This window comes from Sinorhizobium sp. FG01 (assembly GCF_002531875.1).
Classification (GTDB): domain Bacteria; phylum Pseudomonadota; class Alphaproteobacteria; order Rhizobiales; family Rhizobiaceae; genus Sinorhizobium; species Sinorhizobium fredii_C.
Map to the genome: position 1 here is coordinate 13,772 of NZ_NWTB01000026.1, position 25,339 is coordinate 39,110.

The following is a 25,339-nucleotide window of genomic DNA, read 5'->3' on the forward strand; positions in this document are numbered from 1 at the left end:
TGGAACTTGCGGCGGCCGCGGAAAAGCCTGTCTGCAAACGGCAACATACGAGGTGACACTGATGAATACAATAACGCCTGATCTTCCCGCATTTCTCCAAGCTCGCGACAAATCCCTGTTCATAGATGGTGGCTGGCGCGATGCGCGCTCCGACAAACGCATCGAGACACGAAACCCCGCCACAGGCGAGGTGATCGCAACGTTTGCCGATGCCGCCAAGGAAGACGTCGATCTCGCGGTGGCCTCCGCCCGGCGAGCTTTCGAGGGGGAGTGGTCGCGCTTTACGCCCAATGACCGTCACGCCCTGATCATGAAGGTCCTGAGCGTTCTCGAGAAGCACTTCGAAGAACTCGCCACTATCGAGACCGTTGACATGGGCGCGCCGTTGGCCCGCACCCGGTCGTTCTGGAACTACACCGACCGCTGCCTGCGCTTCTTCGCCACGCAGACGGCCAATATCGGAGGGCAGACCCTGCCCAGCTCCCTTCCAGGTGGCATGATGACCATGACGCTTCGCGCGCCGGTCGGCGTAGTGGGCGGCATCCTGCCCTGGAATGGACCGTTGATCGGGCAGCTCTGGGTCCTCGGTCCGGCGCTGGCCACGGGATGCACAGTTGTTCTCAAGCCGGCGCAAGAAGCCTCTCTCAGCGTGTTGAGAACGGCGGAACTGATGACCGAGGCCGGGGTTCCGCGCGGGGTCATCAATGTCGTCACTGGCCGCGGATCGACGGCTGGCGCAATGCTGGCCGAGCACCAGGATGTGGACCGGGTCGCATTTACCGGGTCGACGGAAACCGGCCGCTCGATCATCAGGGCGTCGGCCACGAACATCAAGAGACTGCAGTTGGAACTGGGCGGCAAGTCGCCTGACGTCGTATTCGCAGATGCCGATCTCGACCGGGCGGTTCCAGGCGCGGCGATGGCGGTGTTCTCGAACAGCGGTCAGGTCTGTTACGCCGGAAGCCGTCTTTTCGTGCAGCGCAGCATCCTTCCCGAATTCGAGGAGCGCATTGCCAATTTCGCAGGAACTCTCAGACTTGGAAACGGGCTGGAACCAGATGTGGCCCTCGGGCCTCTCATATCCGAAAATCAGTTGGCCAGCGTCATGGGCTATATTGATTCGGGTCGGCAGGAAGGGGCCCGTCTCCTTGCAGGCGGAACCAGGCCGGGCGGGGCCTTGGAAGCAGGCAGCTTCCTCAATCCGACCGTATTTTCAAGCGTGAACAACGGCATGCGTGTTGCGCGGGAGGAGATTTTCGGGCCCGTGGTTTCGATCATTCCCTTCGACGAGGAGGCTGAAGCGCTCAAGCTCGCCAATGACACCCCGTACGGTCTAGGCGGGGGCGTGTGGACGCAAGATATCGGCAAGGCGATGCGAATGGTCCAGGGGATCAGGGCCGGCACGATCTGGGTCAACAACTATGGCGCCATCGACCCGTCGGTTGGCTTCGGCGGCGTCAAGGCCAGCGGCTATGGTTGGAAAGGGGGCGCCCAGCACGTCGACGCATTCCTCTATCAGAAAAGCGTCTATATCGGCGGCCTTAACTGAGCTGGTCCGACGTGCAAGGCGATCACGATCATTTGCATCGGGACTTCCGATATAGTGGCAGTGGGGTTCATGACCACGCTCCCTCGGAGCAGGCGCTTCTTAGCGTGGGTAGGTCTCGCTTCTTGTTCGCGGCGCAGTCCTGGGCGTCACCGTAGGTTTTCTAGAGTGCGTGGGCGAGAGCGATTGCATCGGCGACTTCATCGTAGCGTTCGGCAAGTGTCGACGTGGCAACGCGGATGTGGTTACTCGGTAGAACCGAGAATTTCTCCCCCGGATTGACGGCGATATTGCGCGCCGCAAGGGTCACCATAGCGAACGGCTCGGAATCGACTGGGACCCAGAGGCAAAGCCCATTGCCGCCAAGGGTTTCAACTCCCCGCTCCCGCAGCGCGACAGCGAGGGCTTCGCGGCGAGCACTATAGGTGTCGCGCGCTCTCGCAATCGTCGCATGGGTCGAGGGCTGGTCCAGAAGCCAGGCCACGGCTCCCTGCAGGAGGCGGCTCGTCCACCCGGCGCTGAAAGCTCGGTAGGATTGAATCTGTTCGATTATCGAGGAAGAACTGGAAAGCACCGCCAGCCTGAGATCGGGACCAAGTGTCTTGGAATAGGAGAGGATATGAACGGTGCGATCCGGAAAGCGGCTGCCGAGCGACGTCGGCTCGACATCCGAGATATCGCCGATGCCGTCATCCTCGATGATCAGCGCATCGCTCTTCTCCAGAATGTCGCCAAGCTGATGCAGCCGTTCGGCGCTGACCGTTCGCCCCGTCACCGAATGCAAGCGGGGCTGAAAAAGGAATGCGGCGGGACGCTCTTCCATCGCCTCGCTGAGAGAACTTGGAAGTGGTCCCTCATCGTCGCACAGCACGGGCACGATTTTCACGCCGAGATCTTCGAGAATGTCCAGAAGCCGCATCGCGGTCGGGTGTTCGATCGCGACGGTGGAGCCGGGAAGAACGAGCGCGCGCACTGCCGTATAAACGGCGTTGTAGCCCCCATTCGTTGCGAGCATCGCCTCCGGCTCATAGGGCCAGTGCTTCATGGCGGCGTGGCGCAGTTCCGGAATAATGCGGCTCCGTTCATAGCTGTTGAGCTGTTCTGCTGACGCGCCATGGACCATCGCTTCCGCGAGCGGAGGGAGGAGGGAAACGTCCGGCACGGCGCCGGTCAGGTCCAAGGCTCCTGGCGCGTAGTTTCCTGAACTCGCCAGCCGCTCGGGCTTCGCCACGAAGCGGTCACCGCTCACCCATGTGCCGTTTCGGCCCCTGCCGGCAATGATCTTCTGGCGGCGGAGTTCGCTCCAGGCTTCCGCAATTGTCGCCGGACTGACCTTGAGCTCGTAGGCGATGTCGCGGATCGCCGGTAGCCTGGTTCCCACTGGCAGGATCCCGGCCCTGATCAGGGCGCTAGTCTCTAATGCGATTCCGCGAATGGTGCGGTCACACAGTCTTCCGGCAAGCCAAGCCGCGTCGAGTTTGTCGCTCATTTCCCCATCGCTTTTAAATGTCCAATAACGTAATAACGTTTGTATCTTATGATATCAACATTTAATCTGAGTCTCGTCAAAGGGAAATTTGGAATGAGCGCGGCCTGCGAAACTTAGCGGGCCTCACGACAGTGATACGCGCGGGAGAACAGCGTGAAAGTAAGCCTAATTCAGACAAATCCGCAGCAAAATCGCCAAGATAATCTGCGCGTCACTCGCGAGTTGATGCTGGCAGCTGTAAAGGCTGACAAGCCTGATCTCATCGTATTGCCGGAGTACTTCGCGTGGTACGGCAAGAACATTGAAGCGAAGCTGGCAATGGCCGAGCCGACCACCGGCGGCCCCGCGTACCGAATGGCCAGCGATTTCGCCAGAGAGCATGGTGTCTATGTCCACGCCGGCACGATCCTCGAAAAGGTCGACGGGGAAAACCGGGTCTTCAACACGAGCTTCGTGTTCGATCGCAATGGCAAGGAGGTCGCGGCTTACCGGAAAATTCACCTGTTCGACATCGTTGCGCCTGATGGGACCGAACACAAGGAGTCCGCTACGGTCAAACCCGGCGAAGATGTCGTGACCTATGAAATCGACGGCCTCAAGATCGGCTGCGCCATCTGCTTTGACATCCGCTTCTTCGAACTCTTCCTCCAGCTGGAAAAGGCCGGTTGCGACATCATCGTTCTGCCTGCGGCCTTCACCCTGCAAACAGGAAAGGACCATTGGGAGGTCCTCGCCCGTGCACGCTCCATCGAAACTCAAACCTATTTCGTCGCCTGCGGCCAGACCGGCGCAGTGATCGAGGGGAGCGAGAAGCACTTTTTCTATGGTCATTCGCTCGTCTGCGATCCTTGGGGTCACACGATCGCCAGGGCGTCCGATGGCGTCGGCTTCGTAACGGCGCGGATCGACGCGGCACAAATCAAACGGGTGCGCGGGCTCATTCCGATGACGCAGCATCGCCGCCTGGCTTGCGCATAGCAGGGGGCCGGGCGCATGTACACCATCAAGGATATGCCCGATCCAGTGTCGCAAGAGGATCTCGATTTGTTGAGAGGCGTCGAAACGGCAACTGTCGGGCACTGGCGTCTGTTTGGTTTCGTGGACCGCAGGATTCAACCGGTTTTACCGAGGCGGCGGGTTGTGGGAACGGCGGTGACTGTCGCGATAGCCGGCCCGGATTCCACCCTGCTGCACCATGCCGCCGGGATGCTGCGGCCGGGCGACATTGTCGTCCTCGATCGTCTCGGCGACGACAAATATGCCTGCTGGGGTGGCGGCGTTACCGCTGCCGCAAAGTCTGCCGGCGCAGTGGCCGGTATCATAGACGGGCCGTGCACGGACATCAGCGAAATCGAGGGCGCGGATTTCCCGGTTTGGTCGCGTGGGTGCTCGTCAATAACCACGCGCCTCTATGATCTCGGCGGTGGCATGAACATACCGATTTCCTGTGGTGGTGCAGTGGTCATGCCTGGGGATGCGATCCTCGCCGATGAAAGTGGCGTACTCGTCATCCCGCGGGAAGAGGTGCGCTCGGTCGCGCTGAAAGCTCTCGCAATGCAGGAAGCCGAAAGGAACAACGTGAACGTGCTTAAAGGACAAAAGCTCGGCGACATTTCAGGGGCGAGCGCCAAGGTAATGGCGAGACTTGCCGGAGCGGGGCTGTGATGACGACGAGCCCTATGGCAACGCGCTCACGTGAGCGCTCCTACGATGTGGCGATCGTCGGTGGGGGAATTATGGGGACCGCCACGGCCTATTACCTTTCAAAAGCCGGCGTGAGCGTTGGGCTATTTGAAAAGGGTCGGGTCGGAGGCGAGCAGTCCAGCCGGAATTGGGGGGCCGTTCGGCAGCAGCAACGTGATCCGGCAGAACTGCCGCTGATGATTGAGTCGGTCCGACTGTGGGCGGGGCTTGAAGAGGAGCTTGGCACCGGCCTCGACTGGAACCAGCAGGGTCATCTTGCTTTGGTGTACGACAAAAAAACAGGAGCGGAATTCGAGAAATGGATCCCCGTTGGTCGAGAGCACGGGCTCGACACGAGAATGCTGACCGCTAAAGAAGTGCACCATTTGATGCCGCACTACCGGGACACTGATTGCCGTGGTGGGCTCTTTACCCCTTCCGATGGTTGCGCAGAACCGGAGAAGGTCGCTGTTGCGTTCGCGCGCGCAGCTAGCGCTAAAGGGGCTGAAATCTTCGAACTCACGAGTGTTTCCTCGATAGAGACCCAGAACGCCAGCGCCAGCGCGCTCTGGACTGAGCAGGGGCGGATCAAAGCCAACACCATTGTTGTCACCACGGGAGCTTGGACCAGTAGGCTTCTAAAGCCATTTGGGACCCGGCATCCCTCACTCTGGATCCGCGGCAATGTCGCCCGCACCAACGTCCTGCCCATCGAGATGCGCAAGCTCCTGGTCTGGGGCAAGTGCGCCTACCGACAGCGTTCAGATGGCCGTGTGAATATCGCAGCGGCGCGAATTGCTTTCCACGATCTCATGACAGACAGCTTCGTGTACGGCACGAAATTTCTGCCGGTCGCCAAGGATCATTGGGGTAGCTTTCGGCTCAGTGTGGGCGGTCATTCGGTCCGTAGCCTGATGGGTGAATTCGATGACTTCACCACCCACCGGACCCTTGATCCGCGCCCCGAGTGGAAAGTGTTGCAGGAAGCTGGCAGGTTGTTTGCAAAGGAATACCCTGAGGCTGGTCCGATCACGTTTGAACGAGCCTGGGGCGGCTTCATCGACTACATGCCGGACGAGTTGCCCGTAATTGGCGAAGTTCCAGGATATGGCGGGCTTTTCATGGCGGCTGGTTTCTCGGGTCACGGGTTTGGAATGGGCCCGGTGATCGGGCGCGTCATGGCGGATCTCGTCCAGGGCAAGCCTCTCGGTCAAGACCTGCGCCCCTTTTCTCCGAAGAGATTCTCCAAGGGATTTCGCTCCAGGAAGCCCGACCATGTATGAGATGAATCCGGCATTGCACAGCATCAGACACACGGTGGCGGATGGCGCTGCTGAAGCCCTGCATATCGAGAACCTGCATAAGAAGTTTGGAGCGCTAGAGGTCTTGAGAGGCGTGTCGCTCTCGGCGCGCGACGGCGATGTGGTCGCCGTGATTGGCGGTAGCGGCTCGGGTAAATCGACGATGCTTCGCTGTATCAACTGCCTGGAGAACCCGACCAGCGGAATCATTCGGGTCAACGGCGAGGAAATCCGCCTCAAGCCGGACGGCCACGGCGGAAGCGTTCCGGCCGACCGCCGGCAGATCGAACGCATCCGCTCCAGGCTTGGGATGGTTTTCCAGAGCTTCAATCTCTGGAGTCACATGACCTTGCTAGAAAACGTCATCGAAGTGCCGATCCATGTGCTGGGGGTTCGACGAGATGAAGCGGTCGCCAATGCCGAGAGCCTGCTTTCGCGCGTTGGCCTTCTGGAAAAGAAGGATTGTTACCCGGCGTTTCTCTCCGGGGGGCAGCAGCAACGCGGCGCCATCGCCCGCGCTCTGGCGGTTCAGCCCCGCGTGATGCTGTTTGACGAACCCACCTCCGCGCTTGATCCCGAACTTGTCGGCGAGGTGCTGACGGTCATCAGAGATCTCGCGCGCGAGGGACGCACGATGGTGCTGGTCACGCATGAAATGAAGTTTGCCCGCGAAGTGGCAACGCACGTGATCTTTCTCCACGGCGGGCAGGTCGAGGAAGAAGGGCCACCGGACGCGCTCTTCGGCTCTCCAAAATCGGAGCGGCTCAAACAGTTCATCAGCAATGTGGGCTAGCGGTCGGAAATCAACTGTAACGCAAACCAAAAGGGGAACACCAATGAAAACAGTTCTTAAAACAGCCCGCATCGTGGCGATCGTCGTCTCGACCGTCATTGCATCGCTCGCCCTGGCTGGCGCTGTGAACGCTGAAACCGTCAAAATCGGCGTTGCCGCGGAGCCCTATCCGCCGTTCAGCACCCCCGACGCCTCGGGCAACTGGTCGGGCTGGGAGATCGACTTCATGAATGCGATCTGCGCGGATCAGAAGCTGGATTGCCAGATTGTGCCGGTCGCCTGGGATGGCCTTATTCCGGCACTGACGTCCGGACAGATCGACGCCATCATGTCTTCGATGAGCCACACGAAGGAGCGTGCGAAGACAATCGATTTCTCCGACAAGTATTATTTTGGACCGGTTGTCATCATCGGGCCCAAGGGTACTGATCTGAAGGCAACGGCCGATAGCCTGGCGGATAAGATTCTCGGGGTGCAGACCGCGACCAATTACCAGCGCTACGTCGAGAAGTATTTCCCGAAGTCGACTGTAAAGACCTATCAAACCCAGGATGAGGTCTATCAGGATCTGGTCGCCGGTCGCATCGATGCGACGATCGACGGTCAAATCGTCTCGGGCGCTTTCCTCAAATCATCGAACGGGGCATGCTGCGAGGTTAAGGATCAGGTCAAGATCGATCCCGAAATTTTCGGATACGGCTCCTCCGTCGGACTGCGCAAAGGCGACAGCGAGTTGAAAGAAAAATTCAACAAGGGGATCGCCAACGTCCGCGCCACCGGCACATACGATAAGATCACCAAGAAATACTTCGATTTCGACATCTACGGAAACTAAGGGCGCCTCATGCTGGAGATTTTCGGTCAGGTTTTTGAACCTGGCGAACCGCTCGGGATGTTTGCGTTGTCCCCTCCCGGTTGGGGGGGGAGCCTCTTGATTGGTCTATTGCGCTCGTTGGAGATAGCGGCGGGTGCCTATGTCGTGGGTTTGCTCATTGGTGTCTTTGGCGCCTATGGCAAGCTTTATGGCAATGAGGTCATTCGAGACATCCTCGGACTCTACACCACCATTGTGCGTGCGGTCCCAGAGCTTGTCCTTATCCTGATCCTCTATTACGCCGGACCCGCGGCCTTGAACGGGTTACTGGTGCAGTTTGGCTTCAGCCGTGTCACGCTGCCGCAGATGCCGGTGGGCATCGTGGTCCTTGGCGTGGTGCTCGGTGCCTACATGACCGAGGTGCTGCGTGGCGCCATTCTTGCCGTGCCGGTGGGACAGATCGAGGCTGCGCGGGCCTACGGCATGACGCCGCTGAAGATGGCTCTGCGTATCACCTTACCGTTGATGCTAGGCAATGCGATACCCGGCCTGTCCAATCTGTGGCTAGCCGCGACCAAGGATACGGCGTTGCTGGCGGTCATCGGCTTCAGCGAACTGACACTGATGACCAAACAGGCAGCCGGATCCACGAAATCCTATTTCCTGTTCTATGTCGCTGCCGGCATCCTCTATCTGATCGTCTCCTTTGCCTCAGGCCGTGTCTTCGGGTGGATCGAACGCTGGGCTCGCAAGGGTCAGCCGCCCGTTACCAGCGGAGGTACATTGTGATGAGTGTCGTCCGTCAAATGTTTCGGCCGCACCGCCTGATCATGTTTGCCATCGGGATTGCCCTGGTCATCTGGTGCGGCCTCTCAATGCGTTGGGACTGGCTCTCAACTTACTGGAACAACGGCCTGCTCGTTCAGGGTCTGAGGAATACGCTTTGGATTCTCGGCGTGTCGTGGCTGCTTGGCTTGTTCCTCGCGCTTTGGTTGGGTCTCGCCCAGGCCGCTGGTCCCTGGTATCTGGCAACTCCGGCCAAGGGATTCTGCTCGGTCATCCGAGGAACGCCACTCCTCCTGCAGCTCTGGATGTTGTACTACGGCCTCGGTTCTCTCTTCCCGACTTACCCATGGCTGCGGAGCTCCGCTCTCTGGCCCTACCTTCGCGAGGCCTGGCCCTATGCACTGCTATCGCTGACGCTCAGCGCCGCAGGCTATGGAGGCGAGGTGATGCGGGGAGCCTTTCGCGGCGTTGATCGCGGTCAACTCGAGGCCGCCCGCGCCTTTGGAATGCCGCGCTTGACCATCCTGCGCCGCATCTGGTTGCCACTCGCAGTACGGCGGGTGCTGCCGACGCTTGGTGGGGAAGCCGTGCTGCTGCTCAAGAGCACGCCGCTCGTCGCGACCGTGACGGTGATCGATATCTACGCCGTCTCCAGCCAGGTGCGACAGGACACGTACCTGACCTACGAACCGCTGCTGCTGTTGGCACTCGCCTATATGGCCATGGCCGGGATCATAGCGTTCCTGTTCAGTCGCTTGGAAAGGCGCATTCCTGCCCGGCTCGCGTGAACAGCAAGCGATGCGTTCGTTGTTTCACTGTGCATCCTGCGCCGTTGGTTGCTCGCAGGAAACTCCGCCGGTGTGCGGCGGGCATTTTTCAGACCGAAGTTCCCAGATGTGCGGGCGGCCGCCGGTCGCCGGTGCGTTGCGGAGAGAGTGCGTTGCGAGCTCACGGGAATTTCCAACCATTACTAGGGAGAACAACTAATGAAGAAATCGATCGAACGTATTGCGGGCGACACCGAAGGGGTCACCTACGAATTTCCCGTCTACCGCATCGAAGGCTCATCGCCCGATGCGCCGACGGCTTATCTTCAGGCTGCGCTCCACTCGTGCGAACTGCCAGGAACCGTCGCCATCCATGCCCTTATGAAGCGGCTGCGCAAAGCTGAGGTGGAGGGCCGCATCCGCGGCTCCATGACAATCGTCCCGTCGGCCAATCCCATCGGCAGCACGCAAATGCTTTTCGGCGAATTGCATGGCCGCTTTCATTTTGACACCCGCAGAAATTTCAATCGCGGTTTTCCGCTGCTGGACCAGCCGGATGCCTCGTCTCTTCGTAGAGACGCAGAGGTCGCTACGGCTGACCAGAACCTCAAGGCACGATTATTGCAGCTGTCGATGGGGCACGACATCGTGCTGGACCTTCATTGTGCTTATGAGGGCGTCCCCTATCTCTACGCTCCATCCATGCTTTGGCCCGCAATAGCAGATTGCGCATCGGCCTTGCGCCTGGAAGCGGTTTTGTTCGCGTCCGACCTGGGCGACGGCGAATTCGAGGTGGCCGCGATACACCCGTATCTGAAGGCCTCGCCCGAGGTGGCCAGGATCGACCGGCGCGTCGTTGCCACCGTGGAGTTCCGCGGCATGCGTGATGTCGACCCTCGCCTTGCTGAATCTGACGCCGAAGGCCTTTACCGACTTTTGGTCTGGCGTGGCGTGGTGTCCGATGAAGCAATCGGACCCAAAGAACCCTATGCGGGCATCGCGGCACCTCTCGAAAACTTAGAAATGATGCGCGCTCCGTGCTCCGGAGCCGTCCTCTACCATGTCGATCCAGGCGATCGCGTCGAGAAAGGGCACCTGCTCGCAACAATCGTCCATTCTCCGGGCGAGCTGGAGGGTGAGACTGCCATCCCTGCACCGCAGAGCGGCTACGTTCTCACGAGGCACATGCATCGATTCGCCCGCAGGGGCAGCGATCTGATGAAGATCATCGGGGACAAGCGCAGCGCTACCGAGGTGGTGGTCGAGGAGTGAAAAACATTCGCATGCACACGACTGGTTTCCCGGTTTAAACCGCGACCGCCCCGCAAGGAGCTACTAAAGCCATGCAAGAAAAACTGAATGTCGTCCCGTTCGTCAGCGTCGATCATATGATGAAGCTGGTGTTGGCGACGGGCGTCGAGCGTTTCCTCATTGAGCTTGTCGCCTATATCGAAGAGGACTTCCGGCGCTGGGAGTGCTTCGACAAGACGCCGCGTGTCGCCTCCCACAGCGCCGAAGGCGTCATTGAGTTGATGCCGACCAGCGACGGCGAGACCTACGGCTTCAAATACGTCAACGGTCATCCGAAGAACACGCGCTCCGGACGGCAGACGGTGACGGCTTTCGGGGTGCTCGCCGATGTCGGCAACGGTTATCCGATGCTGCTGACCGAGATGACCATCCTCACAGCACTCAGGACTGCCGCGATGTCGGCCGTCGCCGCGAAATACCTGGCGCCGAAGGGCGCGCGGACCATGGCGATGATCGGCAATGGGGCGCAATCGGAGTTCCAGGCGATCGCCTTCAAGGCGATCCTCGGCGTCGACAAGCTCCGTCTCTACGACATCGATCCATCCGCCACGGCCCGCTGCCAGAAGAACCTGGCCGGCATGGGCTTCGAGATCGTGGCCTGCTCCTCCTCGCAGGAAGCGGTCGAAGGGGCCGAGATCGTCACCACCGTCACCGCTGACAAGCAGAATGCGACGATCCTGACTGATAACATGGTCGGCCCCGGCATTCACATCAACGCCGTCGGCGGCGATTGCCCCGGCAAGACCGAGCTTCACGGCGACATCCTGCTGCGCTCCGACATCTTCGTCGAATACCCACCGCAGACGCGCATCGAAGGCGAGATCCAGCAGCTCGATCCGGACCACCCGGTTATCGAACTCTGGCAGGTGATCGCTGGAAACGTACCCGGCCGCTCCGACGAGCGTCAGATCACCCTGTTCGACTCCGTCGGCTTTGCCATCGAGGATTTCTCCGCACTGCGCTATGTTCGCGATCGACTCAAGGAGACCGGACTGTATGAGGAACTCGATCTGCTCGCCGATCCCGACGAACCGCGCGACCTTTTCGGCATGATCCTGCGCGCTGCAAAAGCGGCTCCCGTACCTCAGAAGATCGGAGCGCTCTGATGAACAAACAGTCCGTACAGGCGCCCAAGGGCGTCGTGATGATCCGGCCGCATCATTTCACGCCGAACCCGATGACCGCGGCCGACAACGCGTTTCAGTCCAATGACAAGAAGCGTGCCGCCGCGGCTATCGCCAGCGCGGCATTCGACGAGGTGACGCGCATGGCGGAAGGCCTCGGAGAGGCCGGTGTCACCGTGCATGTCTTCGAGGACAGGACGGTGACAACGCCCGACTCCGTCTTCCCCAACAACTGGTTCTCGACACACTCGGGCGGCCACGTTGCGATCTATCCGATGTACTCGCCCAACCGGCAAAGGGAGCGTCGCGGTGACGTGATCGAGATGCTGAAGGCTGAGTACCGGGTCCAGGACGTCATCGACTACTCGGGCCTTGAGAGAGACCATGTCTTTCTCGAGGGCACCGGCGCCATGGTCCTCGATCACATCGGCCGGGTTGCCTATGCGGTGCGCTCCAACCGCACCAACGAGGTGGCCCTCGAACGGTTCTGCACCCACTTCAACTTCGAGCCGATGGTCTTCGATGCAGTCGATCGCAGCGGCAAGCCTGTTTATCACACCAATGTGCTGATGTGCATCGGAACCGACTTCGCGCTGCTCGGGACGCAAATGATCCCCGATCTTCGACGCCAGCAGGAGGTCGTTGCGCGGCTCAAGGAAACCGGCCGCGAGGTCCTCGAGCTTTCAATCGACCAGATCGAGAACTTCGCCGGCAATGCCATCGAGCTGGAGGGGAGCGAAGGTCGCGTCCTTGCGCTTTCGGCGCGTGCCCACGCGGCCCTGGATCGTGAGCAGATCGCGGTGATTGAGCGCTCCGCAAAGCTGCTGCCATTCGACGTTTCGACGATCGAGCTCGCTGGCGGCTCGGTGCGCTGCATGCTCGCGGGCATTCACCTGTCGCGGCGCACTCCGCAGACCGAACATCTCCGATTCGCGGCCGAATGAGCGCGGCGCAGTCAAACATTGCAACTATGGGACAGCCAACAATGTCGCAGACCAGATCAGTCTATGAGTTCAACTCTGCAATCGTCCGTGAGCCTTCCACCTCAGTCGTCAATGGTCTACGCGCCGACGATCGCGGCGGCCCGACTTACGACGGCGTGAAGGCCGAGCACGACGCCTATATTGCGGCGCTGCGCAATGCCGGTGTCGAGGTTACCGTGCTTCCGCCGCTTGAGGGGTTCCCGGACTCCATTTTCGTCGAGGACCCGGCGCTTGTGTTCACCAACGGCGCCATCCTGCTCCGGCCGGGCACCCCAAGCCGCGTCAAGGAAACTGCCGAACTTGCGCCGGTCCTGCGCGAGATGTTCGAAACCGTGCTTGAACTTGCTTTTCCCGGCCAGGCGGATGGCGGTGACATTATGTTCACCCCGAAGGGATTGCTGATCGGCCTCTCCGACCGCACCGACAAGGCTGGTGCCGAGGCGCTGATTTCCTGTATCGACAAACTCGGCGGAAAGGCCGAGATCGCCGAAACGCCGAAAGGGGTACTGCATTTCAAGACGGCGTCCTCGCTGCTCGACAATGAGACGGTGATCGCGACGGCGGCACTTGCCGACGCGGCAGTGTTCGAGGGATTGCGTAAGATCGTCGTGCCGGAAGGCGAAGAGCCGGCGGCGAATGTGCTCCGCGTCAACGATGTCGTATTCGCTAGTGCCTATTACGTGCGCACTCTCGAGATGCTTGACACAGAAGGCTACAAGGTCGTGCCGCTGAAGACGGCCGAAATCGAGAAGATCGACGCGGGGCTCTCATGCATGTCACTGCGGTGGTATGGGGATGGCAAATAATTATCCGGGATGACCTCCGGCCAAGTAGGCTGCGCTCCTCCCCTGCTTATGTAGCGAGGAAAAGCCGCAGTTCGTCCATGCGCGATGGCAGACTGCAATCACTGATTGTGCTGCTCACTAAAGATGACAGTCTCGGCAGCGCCAGTTCCCTCGATCGGTTCAAGTCCTCCTCCCAGCAAGTGGTTCCGCGGTCGGTACGAAACATGCGCCACGCAATCCATATCGCCGTCCGAATGCGGCTGCCGAAAAGTGGAGCAGCAGTTGCGAAGTGCGGCCCAATTCTTGATTCGCGATTTATTCTTCGCGACACCTCGCTTTCGGCATGATCTCATTGTCGGACTTGACGCACGCGACTTGATCAACCCCGCAACAGATCCTTCAAATAAAACTCAAAGAATCTTTACAACCGCACATCGCTGGAAATGGTACGTTCATCACGAGGGTCTGAGGTCCGGCGCGGATGAAAAGCTGATGCCGATTTTACGCCTTGGACCGCACAGCCCGCAACGGAGGTCAACGCCAATGACGAGAAGAGCGCTCATCATGGTTGAAGGCCATAGGCGTAGTGGTCTGCTATACGTCCAAGCGGCCCGGCGTCTTGGTCTCCATCCAATTACCCTGTCGGCCGATCCAACTTGCTACGACTATCTTGCAGCGGAAGGGATTGAGGCAATCTGTGTCGATACGGACAATCTCGATGCGCTGATCCACGCATGTTGCCGGCTACGCCCGACCTATGACATTGTCGGCATTACTGGCTTTTCGGGGGTCGACGAGTCGGTCTCTGCTACAGTCGGAAAGCTCTGCCAGCATTTCGGTCTATCGGGACCGAACCCCACATCAATTGAACGATGCTGCGACAAATTCACTCAACGTCAGCTCCTGGCGGACGCCGGCGTTCCCATACCTTCTTATCGCTTGGCAACGAATGAAATGGAGGTAGAAAGCTGTGCGACGGAAGTCGGCCTGCCGGTGGTTCTTAAGCCAGCCCTAGGCATCCGCAGCATCGGTGTTCGATTGTGCCGCAGTATCGCCGAGGTAGCCGAGCATACAACCTATCTGTTGGGCGGGAAGCACATATGGCGGTCTTCGCCGAGAATCCTGGTCGAAGAATTCGCACAAGGCCCCGAGTATGCCGCTCACATAATGGGGAATGAGGTCATTGGGATTGAAGCTGGTGACTCAGGCCCTGGACCGCATTTCGCCTTTCGTGAATTCACCTTTCCGGCCCCGCTGACTGATGATGAGCATAAGCGTATTGCCGATGTCTCGCTGACTTGCTTGGGAGCTCTCGGCCTTGGCTGGGGGCCAGCGTGCATAGAATTCCGGTGGACGAAACGTGGCCCAATCGTCATTGAAGTTAATCCGCGTCTTGCCGGTGGGACCTGTCCTCAACTGGTTCACCTGGCTTACGGTGTCGATCTCATCACCGAGCACATCAAGCTTGTCATCGGTGACAAATGCGATTTGCGCAGAAGCCATTCGCACACTGCGGCCGCGCGGTTCCTTCTTCCTGATCGCGATGGCACCCTCGATTGGATCGAGGGCGACAGGCAAGCGGCTGCCGTATCAGGTGTCGCCGAGGTCAAGTTGTATGTTGAACCTAAGACACCGATCGTCAGGAAAGGCGATAATCGAGACTCTTTGGGAGAGGTCGTCGCGGTGTCACCCAGCCTTGTGCAGACCGAGGCGATACTTCAGCGTGCCGTCGACTTCATCGCTTGGTCGATCACGCCATTTCCGACATCTGGCGAACAGGATCAGTAGGGGACTATTTGCATCGCCACACTAGCGCGGTGCGAGGACGGGCCAAACGGTCCAGTCCCTTCTCATGGGGGCCCGGCGCCTCGAGGTCCTTCGCCCGTTCGCGAGGTATCTGGCCGGGCTCGATCCCGACACCGAGTTCCCGAGAACCGCGACCTTTGGTCGTTCACACCGCCGCCTCGCACCCCACATCTATTCAGAGCAAGAGATCTGCGACCTTGTGGCCGCCGCTCGCACCTCGCGCCCGAAGGCGGATTACGGCCGGCATCCTACGGGACGATCTTCGGGCTGATCGCCGCTACGAGTCTGCGCCGATCAGAAGCGCTCCACCTGCGCTGCAGCGATGTGGATCTGGACGGAGCATTCTTTCGGAACACCAAGTTCCCGCAAATCCAGGGATGTGCCCCTACACGCCACCGTCGTAGCCGAACTACGGCGTAAATTTTGACCGGGGACGCGGGACAGTTCCGTAACGCTACTTCTGTGTGCGCGGTCTGGAACGGATTCGATCGGATGAGCCCGTTTCTCGAGTCGCTTCGAAACTTAAAGAACTGAAATGGCACAGCTTAAAGGTTAGGGGCAAGAACCTTCATTTTGCGTGACTCGAACCCTCGTACGTAAGGCGCAGAGAACAGGGGAAACCATAATCATTGACTAGATGAGCTTCCCATCGCCATCGGTGTCACTTCCTTCCCCCTTCACTGCGGAGATTTGTCCTGCGGCGGTGCGGTGACCAGAACTCCAGCATCTGGCGAACACAATCCGGTCGACGGCAGTGAAATCTAGAAGAGCTCCCAGAAACGCTCGCGCATCAACTGACAGGTCATCGAAGGGCGGCAAAAGGATTGAATATGCTGCCTGTTCCAGGTCACGCGCGGCACGGAACAAGCGATCCGAGTTCGCCATTTTAACTACGATCTCCGCCAGGCTCTCGGCCGGAATAGACTGCAAGGCCAGATGGAAACGGTCACGAACGACGTCTGCGATCCCTGATCCGTTCGGCGCAAAGTCCCGAATGGCAGCTTGTGCCCACCGTAACTTGTCCTCGGTGCCTTTTATGTCCTCTCCAAACCGGATGGCGTTGGCAAGGCTCGTCTGCCGCTCGAGGGTAGGCCGGAGCGCAGTCTCACCGGAGGCAAAATCCAATGCAGCTGCTGCGATCGCTGCGCTAAAGTAGACCATGCGAGTGAGCACCTGGGCAGCCGTTGAACCCGGATGGGCTTCTGTAGCGAGCTTTGCGAAGAGTTGGGCGCCGTCTGTCGCAGTGTTGGCACAAGAAGGGCCGAACCGGTCAGCGACGGACGACTTCACCGATACGAATACGTCTCGCAAATTTCGCGATGCGCGTGAGTTGTCGACCTGGAATATGAGCCGCTCTAGCATCTCGTCGGTTATGCGCGTTGACGCCGCTAGCTTCTGGCTTGATTTCAGGCGCTGGAGATCTCCATTGTCAATCCAAAGGACGTTGTGCTTGCGCGCAAGTTCCCGTAACGCGGGCCGAGTATCGCTTGTTGCTACTCCGGTGGCTTCCACCTTAATGATTTCGGCGAGCCCTTTCACGAAAAACAGCCGTTCAGCCGCTCTCGGTTGCGCGTTATCCTTAATATCGATAATGATACGGCGTCGCGCCAAGGTCGCAGACCGCTCGTAGAGCCAAAGATCGATGTCCGTAAGATCATCACCGCTATTACGCAGCTTCACTCCGCGCACAACAAAGAAACCCGCGCCCAGAAAATACGACCGAACAATCTCCTCGGTCTCAAAACCCTTTTTCCCGGTCTTTTTTCCTCCGCTCATAGGCCACCCCCGCCGCGAACCGCGCTCAAAAGCGAGCGTGTTTGAGCCTTACTTGCACTGGATTGATTCTTGCGCAATCCGACACGCGCGACCTCCGGCGGTGTATAGCTGCGCATCCCGGCGCTCGGCAGCGTTTCGAGGGCAGAAGCTGCCGCATTACGCCCCTTTAATACCTCGAGCGCGATCACGCCCACTTCGCGCTTCAGAAGCCTCATGGTGAAGCCGTTGCCCGCCCGCTCAGTTTTAACCACTCGTTCCAGTTCGAGGGCGCGGTAGTCGTTTCCGATCGCTGGAGCCGGCCCGACCGTCCCGCCTCGGATGAGCTTTCCTAACAGCAAATCGATCCCCCAGATCCTGCCACGCGTTGCTGAGCTCTGTGACATACCGTAACTGAGAGCAGCAACAAGAGCCTTGGCGTGATCGAAAGCGTCCTCGGTCAGCGGGTTGCTGAACTTGTGGAACGCACCCGGAGATGTGATGAAGACGTGATCCCCAGCTTCGTTGGACACGATGTTCATGTCATAGAGCGCAGCGGCCCTCACTTTGGAGAACAAGGCCTCGCCCAGCAACAAACCTGCCTCGGAAGCAACAATCGCGCCAGTCGCCTGAAGCTTTGCATCGAACTCGTTGAGTTTGGCTTGCTCCGCCGAACTCAAGGAACCGAGAACCTTCATCACCTTTTTCGCCGTGTCGCGCCGGAAGAGGTTGCCATTGAAAAGCAGACGGTCAGCGCCCTCCCCTTCAACATCAACGAATCCTATCTGTGACGCCTGTTGAACGAAATCGGCAGAGTCGGCTTTGGTCATCTTGTGCGTGTCACTTATCAGCTCAATCGCTCCGGCCGCAGACACCGGGGCCTGCGACGAGAGTTCCGCAAGACTGATGGCAGCCCGTTCCGTTGCCTGTGGATCGTTGTCGTCAAAGAGGTCAGCGGCGTGCATCAATGCGGATGCGCCATTGACGCCCAGAACAGATACCCCTCCATTCGAGGCGCGATCGATAAGCTTGCGCTTCTGGAGATGATCAAGGCAGGCCCCTAGCTCCGTTTTTGGATTGAGATTGCCGATCTTGGCTGCTGCTGTCACCTGTTGGGCAGACAGGGTACTTTGATCGCTTTCTCCGAGTCTGGCCAACAGGCTGGCAGCTTTCGCAGCCAGGTCGATTGCACTGAACTCTGCAGCGCCACGAAGGTCGGCAGCAATCTTGCGCCCATGGTGTACGACCCATGCGCCGGTTGTTTGCTTATCCAAAACGATACCTCTTCCCATGTCGCGATTCCTGCAACATTCCTAATCTAGAAGTTGAATTATTTAAAGAGGTTCACGGTAACGGCCTGCATTTCCGGGGTGACACAAGCCAGATTCGCCGTTTTGGGTCTTCTAGCCGTGGTAGACGAATGTCGCCCGCTTGCGCCAGAAAATCCCGTCGCGGCGTCAGAGCCATTGGCGAAAATTCCGGCAGGTGATCACCATTCGGTCATTGCCGTCGCCCGCCGAGATTGAGTCTTTGCCTGAACGACCGTCGATCCAGTCATTGCCTCTTGGATCGATGATCACATCGTCACCATTGCTGTCGACGACACTATTGCTAGCCGGGCGGCATCGGAATTGCCTTTCCATCGCTACTACTCCCTATGAGACAGCCCCACGACGGCGTCTAATCTAAAGACATATTCGCTGTCGTATAACTAGCGCAATCGATCGTTCTAATGGAACCCATCAAAATGGTGGATGCGCGCTTCGGCGCCCGGCGGTGAGCCCCCTTAGAAATGGCGGCCACCGAAGTCCCACGAGACCAAGCTGCTCGCCCGCCGCCTCTTGCATTGTCGGGCAGATCGCGTCTTCTCCGATCTGCGCGCGTCATCGAAATGGTTCGCAATCCCGCGACAGGGTCGATATCGTGAGCAACCGTCTTCTCTGCGCTCCGCCGGGGTGGCGGCGCTCTTTCGACGCAAAGCTGCCGCTCGACGGTACCGCGACACCTGGCCGTATGTCACCGTCCCCACGAGACCGCGTACCGGCGTTGCCCCGCGCTTCTGGCGGCACATGAAAGAGGCTGCGTCCGCTGAGACGCCGGACCACCGAGATGCTTTCGCTTCAACAAGCTGAGCCGAAGGGTGTCGAAGATCTTAATAGAGGACATGGAAGCATGACGGCATCTGCTACAGCCATGGTTCAGGACGGTAACAGCCGAGCCAGCACTGACCTTCTGCAGGCCAGCATGCCTTGCGTTTCAACCGAGGGATGGGCCACAACATCAAGCGATTTGAGCATGCCAGCGGCGCTGGTCCTTATCCTTAGCCAGCCGGGAAGATTTGCGCCCTACTAGGATGTTGAACGTCGCTTCCGAATCAATGAACTTGTCCGCAGGGTACGTGACTCTCGTGCATCAAGTGTGCGGAAGCACCGATCCGGACGTAACGAAGCAGTATCAACGTTGGATTGACTGCACGGAAAGGATGCTACATGCGTGCGCCATCAGGTGCTGTTGCGGGACTTTGCTCGGCCTCCGCCACCATGTTCTCAGTGGGAATGGCGTTCCTTGGCTACTGGGGGCTGTATGAACCCGGCGGTTGGCGGAGCGCTGATCTTGCCATTGTGATTTTGGCGCTCGTCGGATTTGCAGCCCTTGGCTCGGTGCCCTGGATTGTGACGACCCCCGTTGCAGACGATGGCGAGGAGAGGGTTGTAGCCGCCAGACGAGCATTGGCGTTGGGAGTGGTCTTGATCTGGTTGTCCGTTTTTGTCTCGGTATTCACCTAGAGTATCTTTGTTGAATGCGAAATCGGAATGTGGACGGCTTCAACGGTGCCCCGATCGAAGGTGATGGAGCGTCGAGCGGCATGGTGTATCGCCGTTGAAATCCCAGTTCCTAATCGTGTAGCCGCCGATCGAGCTGGCATCCCACCTTCCGATGCAGCCAGAATAGCTGCTTTTTGTGTTGAGTAGTGAAGCCCGACGGCGGCCTGCGTAAGTCTGCCGCACGCCCCTCCCCCGAGCCTTCAGGATTTCCCGTCGAGCTTCCCTCCAAGGGTGGCCGCAAGAGCCTCCCACAACGCAGCGAACCAAGCGTCGAGACTGGCCAAAACGTTGCCCCCGGCGTCCGCCTCTCCACGTTTGGCGACAGGAACTGCCCCTGCCCTGGCAAAGGCGGCTTCGAGGCGCTTCAGAACCGCCTGCCAAGTTTGCCTCTAATGACGGTTGCCGCACCCGAACACCGCAAAAGGCCGTCCCGCAAGCGTGTCCGGCGGAAGGCTCTCAGCTCAGGAGAGGAACCGTCGGGCGTTGTTCGGCGGCAGCCCTTCGTAGGAAGCCGAAACAACGACGAAGGGGATGTCAACTGGAACTCCGGGGGAGTAGTCGTCCGCCGGCGCGACGCCCGGCACGTAACGCGTCGCAGCCTCGATTCCGATCCGTTTTGCGAACGATTCTGACATGCCTGTATTGCTGCCATAGAGTATGAGCAGAGGCCTTCGGTAGGCGATCGAAGGAGGCACCCTTCTCAATATTGGCTCTTTGCAGGCGGCTGGAGCGCGGCGACGCGGCCCCTGCAGCGCGACAAACAAGGTGATCTCATCCAGATTGTCGCCTCGCCGACCAGTATCGCCGTTCCGCCCTTATGCGAAGAACAACCGGCTTCATCGTCAGTGTCTCGCCGACAACGAGCTCATAGCTATCGTCGAGCAATGAGATGTATAAACGGAGATCATCGCCATGACCAGTACCGCCTCTTGCATGGCGAAGCCTCGGCCGAGGCAGGCTCGCTGACCGTTGCCAAGGGGCTTCCAGGCGTGTTGAAGCACGTCTTTGGCATGATCGAAGTTGAAGCGTGCCGGCCTGAATACGTCAGGCTCGTCCCAAACCTTGGAATCGCGGTGAAGCACAGGCAAAAGGATGAGCAGGATGTCATCCGGGGTCAGCCGGTATCTGCCTGCGAGGGTCGTATTCTCAATCGGATGTACCGCAAAACCTGGAGCCGTGGGCCAAAGCCGCAAGGTCTCCATCAGCACCTGTTCGACGATTTTATTCCGGATCTGATTTATGTCGCTTCGCATGGCAAGAAACTGCGGATCATTAGGCTCCATGTATGAGCCATCTTTTGGCCTCGTCGCTGTACCGGCCGAGTACGGCCTCGAAGCCGCAAAGATTTCGACCCCTCGAAACGGTTTTTGTTTAGTTTCAATATGCTTACGGGCGCAAGTGAATCTGCTATGTCAAGCATTGCTGGGAGCATATCAAGGATGCAAGCAACCCCACCCTTCCATAAGTCCTCGCCCCGGCCATACCGACGTCGAGTGAAGACTGAATCTCGAGGGCTTGCACTAGCCCAAAGTTCCCGTGCTGGCAGCAGATCACTCTAGCTGATCGACCAATGCGTGGCCACGCCCTGATCTTTGTTGTCCGACAGCGTGGGACGGACGTCGACGAAGTCGGTCTCGAACAATCGCGATCTCTCAGCGGTTTTATGAGCAAGGCTCTGCCATGCATTATGAATGGTGTGCGCAGCCGCGAGGAAGACCTGATCGACTCCGGCATTCTCCATTTCGGCAAGCAACGTCCCGAGCCTGTCGATGCAGTCATCGATATGGCCTCGAAGTCGCGAGATCTGGTCGAGAGTGACCCTTGGATGCGCTAGCATCCTCGGCACTATTACCGCCGCGCGCCTTGCGAGGTCCTCCTCGCGCAAGAGAGTGTCCTGCCACTCGTAAGTCATCATGGCTGCTCCTCGTCGGGATGGAACATCGCCGCTTCGTGCGTACTCGTCAAGAAGGATCCAGCATGGCCTGAGCATGGGAATGCCTATCGAAGTCCCGTGGTGTTGAATCGCTTGTTCCGGATTTCAATGCTTCCATGAGCCCTGCATCGGCCGCGTGTTGCGGGCACACTAGAGGGCGCTCAAACGCGGGCGCAGAGCGCATATCTCGAGCCGCTGTCGACCAATTGTGCTCTTGCCGCTTGTGATCAATGTCGCCACGGACCTTGTCGTTCTCGCCAAGGAGAAAACGTCCTGCGGGCTGCGGCTGAAGACCTGCGGACCGGTACAGTTCGCTACTGACGGCTACTGACAGATACAGACACGGCTTAACAAGGGTGAAATTGCCGATGAAGAAGGGCTCGAAACGGCTCTCATGCTTGCGAATCAGGTGTATGGCTTGGCAGACGCCTGAAGCGGCGTGCAGTCGAATTACAGGCCCCATTTTCATCGAAGTTACCGCCGGCAACACGGTCGAGACCACTCTCTTTTTTTGATGGAGCTGGCCGAATGCGCCGAATCGCGTCCTGCGGAACCGCACGGCGGAAGGCATGGGCGGCGGAACCGCGCGAGCCGGGTTCTCACCTGGAGAGGGCGACGAGATTGGGCGCACGCAGGCACGTCGACGGGTTCGCCAATTAGGCGGGCAATCCGCCGGGTTTGTCCGTGAGGCTTCCCCGCATAGATTGGCATCGCATTGACGGGGTGCAGCAGAGAGCATATGGGGCACGCCCCACTTGAGAACCATGCGCACTAGATTGCACGGAGAGTTTTGTGAAACTGCTCTGACGCCCTCGCCGAACTACTCCCGATGCATCCAGGCGCGCAACTGAATCAGGGATAGACAACTAAAGGGGAAAGAGCCTCAGGCGCGGCATGCTTCTTGAGCCGCTGCTGCCGCGTCTGCAACGCGAATCGGCAGGAATCGCCACTAACGCTAAAGTCTGACCAGCTCGAGAGTTGCTATAGCGGTTGTTTTGGAACCCGTTGTGGTCATTCGTCTTTCCCCGCCGTTCGCTCATCAGCCGGCCGGCTCGTGAACTCGACGCGAAGCTGTGTCATACCTGGCCTGCGAGTTGAAATCCAACGTCGACCTTAGGTCGCTGACACAGGAATGATCGATGAAAGTACTGATTGCCGGGGCGGGAATAGCCGGACTTTCTGCGGCACGAGCACTGAAAATGAAGGGCGTCGAGTGCGAGGTTGTCGAACGCCGGGAACGGCCACCGACCGAGGGAGCAGGTATCTTTCTCCTGGGAAACGCCGCAAGAGCGCTTGGCGACCTGGGACTGCTCGAACAAGTAAGGGCTGTTGCCTATCCGATTGCTAGACAGAGAATCCTCTCGCCTTCAGGCTTCGTTCTGAACGACGTGAGGACGGCAGACATCTGGAAGGATTGTGGGCCCTGTCTTGCCTTATCACGCCAAGCTCTAACGGACATCCTCCATGCTTCGCTGAAGCCAGGCACTGTGACCTATGGCCTGGAAGTGGTCTCGACGGCGTCGCGAGGTGACAAGAGCACGGCTCGCTTCTCCAATGGACAAGAAAAAGAGTACGATCTCGTCGTAGGCGCGGCAGGCGTCAATACGCCGCTGCGGACCGCAGTATTCGGTCCGAGCGCGGCTCGCCAGATCGACATCTCATGCTGGCGGCTGGTCGTCCGCAACAACGGAGAGATCGATGGCTGGACGGCAATGCTCGGGAACGGCCGCACCCTCCTCGGCATCCCCATCAGCGAAACGGAAACGTACATATACGCCGACTGCCGCTCGAACGAATTCGGCGACGGCTCCGTCAACGTTATGAAGCGGCTGTTCAACAGCTTCGCAGGTCCGCTCGGACCGATTGTCGCCGCACTGGATCCCGCCACCGCAGTCCATCGAGCCGTTTTGCAGGAAGTTCCTGCAAAACGATGGATAGCCGACCGGCATGTCCTGATCGGCGATGCCGCGCACGCCTCATCGCCCAGCATGGCGCAGGGCGCGGGCATGGCGATCGAGGACGCAGTCGTTCTTGCAGAGCTTGTCGCCAAGGACGATCCGATGGAAGGCATCCTCCAACAATTTCACGAGGCGCGCATCGGTCGGGTCGCGTGGGTACAGAAGAAGTTGCGTGCCCGCGACAAGCTGAGAACGGGTTCGAGTACGATACGGAACGCTGTCCTGCGGCTGTTCGGCGACGCCTTGTACCGGCGCACCTACGAGCCCCTGACACGCCCGCTCCTGCCTTGACGGTCGGAGGCCACCGCTGGCTGGCCTCCGACGCCTTCCCTACGCCTTGCGCTTTGGCACGGAAGCGAGATCGCCGTCAGCATGCTTTTGACGATTGAGGGGTGAAATTGAAATTCGAGAAAGTTGGGTTAGCGCTTTTGGACCACGGCAACGGGATGTGAGCACGCGCGAACAGGTTGCCGTGCGCCTCATCAATTTCAATCCAGCTCAAACGCCCGCTCGATCCCCCCGCTTGAGGTCATCGACCTATTTGGCCCGGCGGATTGTGGTGCTCGTGCTCCAAGTTAGCCATATTCGCAGCTCGCGATCGACACTTGCGTTTCGCAGAAGTGGATAATCCGCGTTTCCTGCCGATCGGGGACGTCGGTGTCATCGCGATTGAACGGCGGTCCATTTTGGGAACCCAAGAGCAACAGGTCAATGTCGCTTGGCATTGTTCGATGTAGGACAATGTTGGACATGCGACCCAGGCGGTTCGTTCTAGTGGCTCATGTCAGAAGGTTTCTGATGGCACGCACATTGCTATGAGGCGTCGGAAGGCGCGTCACGGACTAAAGATATCGTGCGGAGATGTCGAAATGCTAAGACTTTGCTTTGTGCCGCGGGAGACGCCCGGGTCATTCAGAACGTTCCAGATGCATAGGAAGGCTAGACAGGCGCGTTTGCCGCGGTTGTCTTTCGGCGGATGCCAGTTTGGCAACCGCATCGTGGGGGGAATCTTGGCTGCACCCGCGTGCGGGGGCCCTTCGGGAGAGACGTTCAACGCTGCTGCAACAAGGTCGGTGCTTTACCCCCGCTCTGTTCGTCACGCGAGATCGGAACCGCGAACAGCCCAGGCATTGACGAACAAAGCATCCGTTCCCCGCACCACACGCCTTCGCCGGCGGCGCCTGCGGAGCTGCGCTTGTGATGCGTTCGGTGCTCCGCGCCGATTACATTCAATTCATGAACGTCGATCATAGGAAGATACCATTTAGCAGCGCTAGTCGCCGTCGGGGGTTCAGCTCTCGGATCAACACCCAACGGCGCCACGAAAACTCTGCCCTCCGATAGACCGGCAATGAGAGGCAGGACGCGCCCCGTCGGAGCATTCTCGAGGCAAACAACCATGTTGGTGCAACTCTCTGCTCAAAGCTGCGTAGTCGAGGAGCGGCCCGCCGCATGGGGCGCGGTATTCGCGATGTCGTTCTGCGTTTTCGCGCTCATCGCGGCGGAAATCATGCCCCTCAGCCTGCTGACCCCAATCGCCTCGGATCTGGCTATAACCGAAGGCCAGGCCGGTCAGGCGATATCCGTATCCGGCGCCTTTGCGGTGATGACAAGCCTCTTCATCTCGTCCGTGGTCGGCAGACTCGACCGCAAGATCCTGCTACTGGCGCTGACCGCCGTGAT

General features: G+C 59.2%; 23 protein-coding genes and 1 pseudogene. 17 read left to right on the forward strand and 7 right to left on the reverse strand.

The window, feature by feature from the left end; genetic code table 11:
* The first annotated feature begins 61 nt into the window (after positions 1-61).
* On the forward strand, positions 62-1,549 hold the full coding sequence (locus CO656_RS27065) for an aldehyde dehydrogenase family protein (protein WP_097527871.1): 1,488 nt from the start codon (positions 62-64) through the stop codon (positions 1,547-1,549).
* Between the two features lie 160 nt (positions 1,550-1,709).
* On the opposite strand, the gene CO656_RS27070 is transcribed toward CO656_RS27065, so the two are convergent.
* Complete coding sequence (locus CO656_RS27070; protein ID WP_097527851.1) at positions 1,710-3,035, reverse strand: PLP-dependent aminotransferase family protein; 1,326 nt, start codon at positions 3,033-3,035, stop codon at positions 1,710-1,712.
* Between the two features lie 153 nt (positions 3,036-3,188).
* Here CO656_RS27070 and CO656_RS27075 point away from each other — a divergent pair, with 153 nt between their 5' ends.
* The 12 genes from CO656_RS27075 (at position 3,189) to CO656_RS27130 (ending at position 15,170) form a co-directional block, all read left to right on the forward strand.
* Entirely contained in the window at positions 3,189-4,013 is an 825-nt protein-coding gene (locus CO656_RS27075; RefSeq protein WP_097527852.1) for a carbon-nitrogen hydrolase family protein, read from the forward strand.
* Between the two features lie 15 nt (positions 4,014-4,028).
* Positions 4,029-4,700 carry a 4-hydroxy-4-methyl-2-oxoglutarate aldolase gene (locus CO656_RS27080; RefSeq protein WP_097527853.1) on the forward strand — a complete coding sequence of 224 codons (672 nt, stop codon included), beginning with the start codon at positions 4,029-4,031 and terminating at the stop codon, positions 4,698-4,700.
* Positions 4,700-6,001: an FAD-binding oxidoreductase gene (locus CO656_RS27085; protein WP_097527854.1), complete on the forward strand. Its 1,302-nt coding sequence runs from the start codon at positions 4,700-4,702 to the stop codon at positions 5,999-6,001. Before CO656_RS27080 ends, CO656_RS27085 begins: the two co-directional genes overlap by 1 nt.
* A gap of 1 nt (position 6,002) precedes the next feature.
* Positions 6,003-6,812 (forward strand): ABC transporter ATP-binding protein, encoded by an 810-nt coding sequence (locus CO656_RS27090; RefSeq protein ID WP_097527872.1) that lies wholly within the window; start codon positions 6,003-6,005, stop codon positions 6,810-6,812.
* Between the two features lie 43 nt (positions 6,813-6,855).
* Complete coding sequence (locus CO656_RS27095; RefSeq protein ID WP_097527855.1) at positions 6,856-7,647, forward strand: transporter substrate-binding domain-containing protein; 792 nt, start codon at positions 6,856-6,858, stop codon at positions 7,645-7,647.
* A 9-nt stretch (positions 7,648-7,656) separates the two neighbouring features.
* Positions 7,657-8,415, forward strand: coding sequence for an ABC transporter permease subunit (locus tag CO656_RS27100; protein WP_097527856.1), 759 nt, complete (start codon positions 7,657-7,659; stop codon positions 8,413-8,415).
* Positions 8,415-9,200: an ABC transporter permease subunit gene (locus CO656_RS27105; protein WP_097527857.1), complete on the forward strand. Its 786-nt coding sequence runs from the start codon at positions 8,415-8,417 to the stop codon at positions 9,198-9,200. Before CO656_RS27100 ends, CO656_RS27105 begins: the two co-directional genes overlap by 1 nt.
* 198 nt (positions 9,201-9,398) lie before the next feature.
* Complete coding sequence (locus tag CO656_RS27110) at positions 9,399-10,451, forward strand: succinylglutamate desuccinylase/aspartoacylase family protein (protein ID WP_097527858.1); 1,053 nt, start codon at positions 9,399-9,401, stop codon at positions 10,449-10,451.
* A gap of 71 nt (positions 10,452-10,522) precedes the next feature.
* Positions 10,523-11,596: an ornithine cyclodeaminase gene (locus CO656_RS27115; protein WP_097527859.1), complete on the forward strand. Its 1,074-nt coding sequence runs from the start codon at positions 10,523-10,525 to the stop codon at positions 11,594-11,596.
* The gene (locus tag CO656_RS27120; RefSeq protein ID WP_097527860.1) at positions 11,596-12,558 is read left to right on the forward strand and encodes an arginine deiminase-related protein; all 963 of its coding nucleotides are present in this window, start codon (positions 11,596-11,598) and stop codon (positions 12,556-12,558) included. The genes CO656_RS27115 and CO656_RS27120 overlap by 1 nt, the downstream gene beginning before the upstream one ends.
* A gap of 41 nt (positions 12,559-12,599) precedes the next feature.
* Positions 12,600-13,403 carry an arginine deiminase family protein gene (locus tag CO656_RS27125; protein ID WP_097527861.1) on the forward strand — a complete coding sequence of 268 codons (804 nt, stop codon included), beginning with the start codon at positions 12,600-12,602 and terminating at the stop codon, positions 13,401-13,403.
* 522 nt (positions 13,404-13,925) lie between these two features.
* Positions 13,926-15,170 carry an acetyl-CoA carboxylase biotin carboxylase subunit family protein gene (locus CO656_RS27130; RefSeq protein ID WP_097527862.1) on the forward strand — a complete coding sequence of 415 codons (1,245 nt, stop codon included), beginning with the start codon at positions 13,926-13,928 and terminating at the stop codon, positions 15,168-15,170.
* Positions 15,171-15,821: 651 nt separating this feature from the next.
* On the opposite strand, the gene CO656_RS27135 is transcribed toward CO656_RS27130, so the two are convergent.
* The 3 genes from CO656_RS27135 to CO656_RS30385 form a co-directional block, all read right to left on the reverse strand.
* Positions 15,822-16,964: a hypothetical protein gene (locus CO656_RS27135; protein ID WP_202859967.1), complete on the reverse strand. Its 1,143-nt coding sequence runs from the start codon at positions 16,962-16,964 to the stop codon at positions 15,822-15,824.
* Positions 16,961-18,232, reverse strand: a complete 1,272-nt coding sequence (locus CO656_RS27140) for a hypothetical protein (RefSeq protein ID WP_234819655.1) — start codon at positions 18,230-18,232, stop codon at positions 16,961-16,963. Before CO656_RS27140 ends, CO656_RS27135 begins: the two co-directional genes overlap by 4 nt.
* A gap of 165 nt (positions 18,233-18,397) precedes the next feature.
* Complete coding sequence (locus CO656_RS30385; protein ID WP_158254904.1) at positions 18,398-18,583, reverse strand: hypothetical protein; 186 nt, start codon at positions 18,581-18,583, stop codon at positions 18,398-18,400.
* Positions 18,584-19,429: 846 nt separating this feature from the next.
* Between CO656_RS30385 and CO656_RS27150 the strand changes: the two genes are divergently transcribed.
* A complete protein-coding gene (locus CO656_RS27150; RefSeq protein ID WP_097527864.1) occupies positions 19,430-19,726 on the forward strand; it encodes a hypothetical protein in 297 nt (98 codons plus the stop codon).
* A 500-nt stretch (positions 19,727-20,226) separates the two neighbouring features.
* On the opposite strand, the gene CO656_RS27155 is transcribed toward CO656_RS27150, so the two are convergent.
* Together CO656_RS27155 and CO656_RS27160 are read right to left on the reverse strand one after the other, a co-directional pair.
* Positions 20,227-20,460 (reverse strand): flavodoxin domain-containing protein, encoded by a 234-nt coding sequence (locus tag CO656_RS27155; protein ID WP_097527865.1) that lies wholly within the window; start codon positions 20,458-20,460, stop codon positions 20,227-20,229.
* 147 nt (positions 20,461-20,607) lie between these two features.
* Positions 20,608-21,048 carry a cytochrome P450 gene (locus CO656_RS27160; RefSeq protein WP_097527866.1) on the reverse strand — a complete coding sequence of 147 codons (441 nt, stop codon included), beginning with the start codon at positions 21,046-21,048 and terminating at the stop codon, positions 20,608-20,610.
* Between the two features lie 287 nt (positions 21,049-21,335).
* Here CO656_RS27160 and CO656_RS30580 point away from each other — a divergent pair, with 287 nt between their 5' ends.
* Entirely contained in the window at positions 21,336-21,599 is a 264-nt protein-coding gene (locus CO656_RS30580; protein WP_210421644.1) for a hypothetical protein, read from the forward strand.
* A 127-nt stretch (positions 21,600-21,726) separates the two neighbouring features.
* On the opposite strand, the gene CO656_RS27170 is transcribed toward CO656_RS30580, so the two are convergent.
* The gene (locus tag CO656_RS27170; protein ID WP_097527868.1) at positions 21,727-22,269 is read right to left on the reverse strand and encodes a hypothetical protein; all 543 of its coding nucleotides are present in this window, start codon (positions 22,267-22,269) and stop codon (positions 21,727-21,729) included.
* A gap of 568 nt (positions 22,270-22,837) precedes the next feature.
* Here CO656_RS27170 and CO656_RS27175 point away from each other — a divergent pair.
* Both CO656_RS27175 and CO656_RS27180 read left to right on the forward strand, forming a co-directional pair.
* Positions 22,838-23,947 carry an FAD-dependent monooxygenase gene (locus CO656_RS27175; protein ID WP_097527869.1) on the forward strand — a complete coding sequence of 370 codons (1,110 nt, stop codon included), beginning with the start codon at positions 22,838-22,840 and terminating at the stop codon, positions 23,945-23,947.
* A 1,108-nt stretch (positions 23,948-25,055) separates the two neighbouring features.
* Positions 25,056-25,339 (forward strand): annotated as a pseudogene (locus CO656_RS27180) (MFS transporter); the annotation flags it as partial.